Source organism: Romboutsia sp. 13368 (genome assembly GCF_018336475.1).
Taxonomy (GTDB): domain Bacteria; phylum Bacillota; class Clostridia; order Peptostreptococcales; family Peptostreptococcaceae; genus Romboutsia.
The window spans coordinates 1,790,212-1,796,549 of sequence record NZ_CP048741.1 but is presented as its reverse complement, the minus strand read 5'-3'; the positions used below and the strand labels follow the sequence as shown (position 1 = coordinate 1,796,549).

Here is a 6,338-nt window from a genome sequence, read left to right as displayed (position 1 = left end):
TATTAAATTGTATATAATTTGTAGCTAATCCAAGTAAAAATATTAATTAGATTAAGTAAGTTGTGATATAATATTTATTTCAAGGTTAATGAAAAGGAAGTGATATTGTGGAAAGTGTAAAAGACTATTTAGATAGATTAGAAATAAATAATAACATATTAAATAAACAGTTAAAAGAAGTATATGTGTCTAAGGTTATTTACTTCAGAGAAGATAAAATTGTATATTTTCATTTAACTTCAAAGTCTATAATATCTTATGAGATTTTAGAAAATTTAAAAGTAGAGATAAAATCAAAGCTTTCGTATTTTAAAGATATAAAAATTAAAATATCATATACAGGTTTAGACCGAAAAGAAAATAAAGATATTATAAAAATGTATTGGATGAATATTGTCTATATACTAAAAACGCTATGTCCATCTATTTCAGGATGGTATAAACAAATAGAGTATTTATGTATAGAAGATAACTTAAAAATAAAACTTCCTAAGGGTCTTTTTTATGATAGACTGATGAAATTAAATATAGTTTCTATTCTTAAATCAGTGCTAAATGAAGAACTTGGTATAGATCTTAATATAAATATGGAAAAGGCAATAGATGAAGAAGTTGATGTTAAACGTATAATTAGAAAAACTGAAAGAATAGTAGAAGATAAGATTAAAGAATTAGAAATAAATTCTAAGCAAGAAAAAACAAGTGAAGAAGAAGCCGCTTATATTATAAAACCAGAGTATGATGATAAAATGATATATGGTGAAAATGTAAATGCAATGGTTGAAAAAATTTGTGATTTAAACAATAGTTCAGGAACTGTAAGTATAGTAGGGGAAATATTTGATATAGATACTAAAGAATTAAAAAATGGAAAAATACTTATGATCGCAGCGATAACAGATTATACAAGCTCTATAAGTTGTAAATTATTTTTAAATGATATTAATAAGGATAGTGTTTTAGGTAAATTATCTAAAGGAGCTTATGTGAAAATAAAAGGTGACATAATGTATGATACTTATCAAAGAGAACTTACTATGACTGTAAGTGGAATAAGAGAAGAAGAAAAGCCTCAAAGAATAGATAAAAGCGAAGAAAAAAGAGTTGAACTTCATGCACATACGCAAATGTCATCTATGGATGCTGTAGCTTCAACAAAAAAATTAATACAGCAAGCAGCTAAATGGGGTCATAAAGCAATAGCAATAACAGACCATGGAGTAGTTCAAGCATTTCCAGAAGCCATGGGAGCAGCTAAAGGTAATGATATAAAAATACTTTACGGTGTAGAAGGATATTTAGTTGAAGATGATACACTTATAATTGATGAACCTAATGATAAAGAATTATCTCAAACTTTTGTAGTATTTGATATAGAGACAACAGGTTTTTCAAATATAAATGATAAGATAACTGAAATAGGTGCAGTAAAAATAGAAAACTTTAAARTTGTAGATAAATTTAGTGAGCTTATAAACCCACAAAAGGATATATCATATAAAATACAAGAGTTAACTGGTATAACTAACGATATGGTTAAAGATAAACCTACCGTAGAAGAAGTTTTACCTAAGTTTATAGAATTTATTGGAGATAGTGTACTAGTTGCTCATAATGCAGAGTTTGATATGAGTTTTATATCTGAAAAATGTAGACAACAGAATATAGAATTTAAAAATAAAAGTGTAGATACATTGACACTTGCAAGAATATTACTTCCAGAATTAAAAAGACATAGATTAAATGTAGTAGCTAAAGCTTTAGGTGTACCACTTTTAAATCACCATAGAGCTGTTGATGATGCACAGGCTACAGCGCTTATATTTATAAAATTTCTAGAAATGTTAGAAAAAAAGGGAGCTAAAACATTACAACAAGTAAATGAAGTATTAGGTAAGGTTGATTATACAAAGCTAGGAACTAGTCATATAACCTTAATAGCTAAAAATTATGTTGGCCTAAAGAATTTATATAAAATAGTATCAGATGCTCATGTTAATCATTTCTATAGAGCACCTAGAATACTAAGAAGTGTATTAGAAGCTCATAAAGAAGGTATTATAATAGGTTCAGCTTGTGAAGCAGGTCAAGTATTTAAGGCTGTTAAGAAAAATGTAAGTGATGAAGAGATGGCTAAAATTATAGAACTATATGATTATATAGAAGTAATGCCGATTGATAACAATAGATTCATGATAGATAAAGGTGAAGTTCAAGATGAAGAGGAATTAAGGGATTTAAATAGAAAACTTATTGAAACTGCACTTAAATTTGGAAAAATACCAGTAGCAACTGGAGACGTTCATTTCTTAGAAAAGCATGAAGCTGTTTTAAGAAAGATATTAAAGTATTCTCAAGGATTTAAAGTGGATGAAGAAGAAACGTATCTTCACTTTAGAACTACAGATGAAATGTTAGACGAATTTAAGTATTTAGGTGAAGAATTAGCCTATGAAGTTGTTGTAACTAATACTAATAAAATAGCTGATATGGTTGAAGTTATAAAGCCAATACCTGATGATACTTATCCACCTATTATAGAAGGTTCAGATGTTGAGTTAAGAGAGATGTGTTATGCAAAAGCAAAACGTATATACGGAGAGCCAGTACCTGAAGTTGTTCAAGCTAGACTTGATAGAGAATTAAATTCAATCATAGGTAATGGATATGCGGTAATGTACATTATAGCTCAAAAACTAGTTACAAAATCACTAAGTGATGGATATTTAGTTGGTTCAAGAGGTTCGGTTGGTTCATCATTTGCTGCTACAATGAGTGATATAACAGAAGTTAATCCACTTCCGGCACATTATATTTGTGATGACCCAGAATGTAAATACTCACATTTCTTTGAAATAGGAGAATATGGTTCTGGAGTAGACTTACCAGATAAAGATTGTCCTAAATGCGGTAAGCCACTTAGAAAAGATGGACATGATATACCTTTTGAGACATTCCTTGGTTTTGAAGGTGATAAAGAGCCGGATATAGACCTTAACTTCTCAGGAGATTATCAACCTGTAATACACAAATATACTGAAGAACTGTTTGGAGAAGGTTATGTTTATAGAGCTGGAACAATAGGTACTGTAGCAGAAAAAACAGCTTTTGGGTATGCTAGAAAATATGTAGAAGAAAATAATATACATGTTCCAAATGCTGAAGTACTGAGATTATCAAATGGATGTACAGGAGTTAAAAGAACATCAGGACAGCATCCAGGTGGAGTTATGGTTATTCCGCATTACAAAGATGTTTATGACTTTACACCAATACAATATCCAGCTAATGATACCAGTTGTGGAGTTATAACAACACACTTTGACTATCACTCTATAAGTGGTCGTATACTAAAACTTGATATACTTGGGCACGATGCGCCGACTATGATAAGAATGCTAGAAGATATAACAGGTATAGTTGCTACTGATATTCCTTTAGATGACCCAGAAACAATGTCATTATTTACATCAACAGAGGCATTAAAAGTTACACCTGAAGAAATTAATTGCCCGATTGGTTCGCTTGCAATACCTGAATTTGGTACAAAGTTTGTTAGACAAATGTTACTTGATACAAAGCCAACAACTTTTGATGCATTGGTTCGTATATCAGGACTTTCTCATGGTACGGACGTTTGGCTAAATAATGCTCAAGACTTAGTTAGAGAGGATATAGTTGGTATAGATGATGTTATATCTACTCGTGATGACATAATGAACTATCTTATATTTAAAGGATTAAAACCTAAAAATGCCTTTACTATAATGGAAAACGTAAGAAAAGGTAAAGGATTAAAGCCAGAGCACATAGAAGAAATGCATGAAAATGATGTTCCAGAGTGGTATATAGGTTCATGTCAAAAGATAAAGTACATGTTCCCTAAGGCCCATGCAGTAGCATATGTTATGATGTCATTTAGACTAGCTTATTGTAAAGTTCATTATCCAGAAGCTTTTTATGCAACATACTTTACTACAAAAGCAGAGGATTTTGATGCGGATTTAATAGTTAAAGGGTTACCTGCAATAAAAGAGAGAATACATGAAATTGAAAGTTTAGGTAATGATGCAACTGCAAAAGAAAAAAATATGTTAACTGTTCTTGAAGTTGCACTTGAAATGTATGCTAGAGGAATAAAGATACTTCCTGTTGATATATATAAATCAGATGCAAGTAAGTTTAAGGTTGCGGGTGAGAAATTATTACTTCCACCTATGATAGCTCTTCAAGGTGTTGGAGAGAATGCAGCTATAAATATACAAAAGGAAAGAGAAAATGGAGAATTTATATCTAAAGAGGAACTTAGAAAGAGAACTAAAATTTCAAAAACAGTTATAGAGACATTAAGTAACCATGGTTCACTTAATAATATGAGTGATGAAAATCAACTATCTTTATTTTAAATAATTTATATAAATGATAATAAATATTAAAGTATAAATTGAATAAATTTATGTGTCTTTTTTATTTATTTAAACTTTATTCTTATTAAAAATATATTTATAAGATATGAATTAAACAAAATTCAATGTGAATAATAAATTAAAATACTTTAAAACTTTAGGCAGGATATAATATGAAAAAAATTATCATTACTTTACTACTATTTATGATTGTATTATTATCAGCATGTAGTACAAATGAAAATTCTATAAAAATATTACAACCATCTGAAGTAGAACAAAAAAAATCAGGAAATTATGAAGTTCAAACTATGGACTTTAATGTAGGAGAAATAGCTTTAGATGGAATTAGTTATGATTTAAAAGGAACGATGTCAATACCTAAAATCAGTAAAAATAAAAAAATGAAATTAGTTATAATAATACCAGGATATTATAATAATATAGATAGATATGATAAAGGTTTTGAGTATCTTATAAACTATATTGCCGAAAATGGATATTTAGCTATAGCTATAGATACAAGTCCAGCATATTATTTAAAGTACATTAAAAATAAAGAATACGAAAGTATTTCTAAAATACTTAATGAACATATAAAAGTTATCGAACAAGCTAATTTTGGAAATAATATATATAATGTAGACTTTGAAAATAAAATAGAATTAAAAAGTATAACGTTAATTAGTCATTGTGTAAATATAGAGGAGATATTTAAAACAATACAAAAACAAAATACAAATGAAGTAAAAATATTAAATCTATTACTAATTAATCCAATTACTAATAAATATATTAGTGATTTTAATATTAAAAGTGTATCTATATTGATTTCAGGATTAGATGGTACAAGAATGGGCATTGATGGATTTAATATTTATAGAATTTTAAAAGAATATAATAATCAAGATATTTTATCTTTAACATTACTTAAAAATGCTAACAATAATTATTTTAATTCAAAAATTGAGCAAAATGATGCTAATCAATTGGATATAGACTTAAAAAATCAAATTAATAGAAAAGAACAAGAAGAATTTTTAAAAAGATTTGTAGTAGACTACTTAAAAGCAGTATATAAAGATAAATGTGATAATACTATTTATGATACTAAGCTTACAACAGTTACAAAGATAAATAACTTAGACGTAATAAACTATTTACAAACATCAAAAGTAAAAAAATTAAAAGATATAAAAGATTTAGATGCTTATAAAGCTAAAAATATAAAAATTAATTTACTTAATAATTTGCCAGAAGTAAATTTACCTAAAATGAATGAAGATTCTATTAAATTATTGAATATTAAATGGGAGTATAAAAATGGTAGATTAACTTTTAAGCCAGATATAAATGATTTTAGTAAATTTAATAATATTAGTATAAATCTTGTATTAGACCCAGAGAATGAATCAAATATAAAAGGAAAGCCGCAAAGTATATGTATAGAACTAGTTGATGATAGAAGAAATTCACAAAAGGTTGAAATATCAAAAGAAAGTAACTTAATTAATTATCCAAGCGGTGATTTAGAAGAGTTTGACAGAGGAGATGGCAAAGAATTTATATGTTGGAATCAAATAACACCAATATTAAATATAAGAATACCTATAGTAATGTATAATACTATAAATTTAAAAAATATAAAAAAGTGTAATATAATATTTGATAGAACTAATAGTGGAGACTTATTATTTGAATCATTTACGTTAGACTAAATTAAGTTTTATAAAACTGGATATAATTATTATATTAAAGTTTATAAGATAAATAAGTGGCTTAATAATATAAAACTAATGTAGATATATAAAATATAAATTATAGTTTATTAGGGAATTCTTATAGATAAAAGTAGTATTTAAAGTATATATAATTAAAATTTGCAACAAAAACTAATATATGTTATTATAGTATATAAAATAGTATATATTG

2 protein-coding genes are annotated in these 6,338 nt (G+C 26.9%); both read left to right on the top strand.

Annotation, left to right across the window (positions count from 1 at the left end; translation table 11 throughout):
* Positions 1–107: 107 nt before the first annotated feature.
* On the top strand, positions 108–4,406 hold the full coding sequence (locus tag G3997_RS07310) for a PolC-type DNA polymerase III (RefSeq protein ID WP_296644953.1): 4,299 nt from the start codon (positions 108–110) through the stop codon (positions 4,404–4,406).
* A gap of 173 nt (positions 4,407–4,579) precedes the next feature.
* Positions 4,580–6,124, top strand: coding sequence for a hypothetical protein (locus G3997_RS07305; protein WP_296644950.1), 1,545 nt, complete (start codon positions 4,580–4,582; stop codon positions 6,122–6,124).
* Positions 6,125–6,338: the final 214 nt, after the last annotated feature.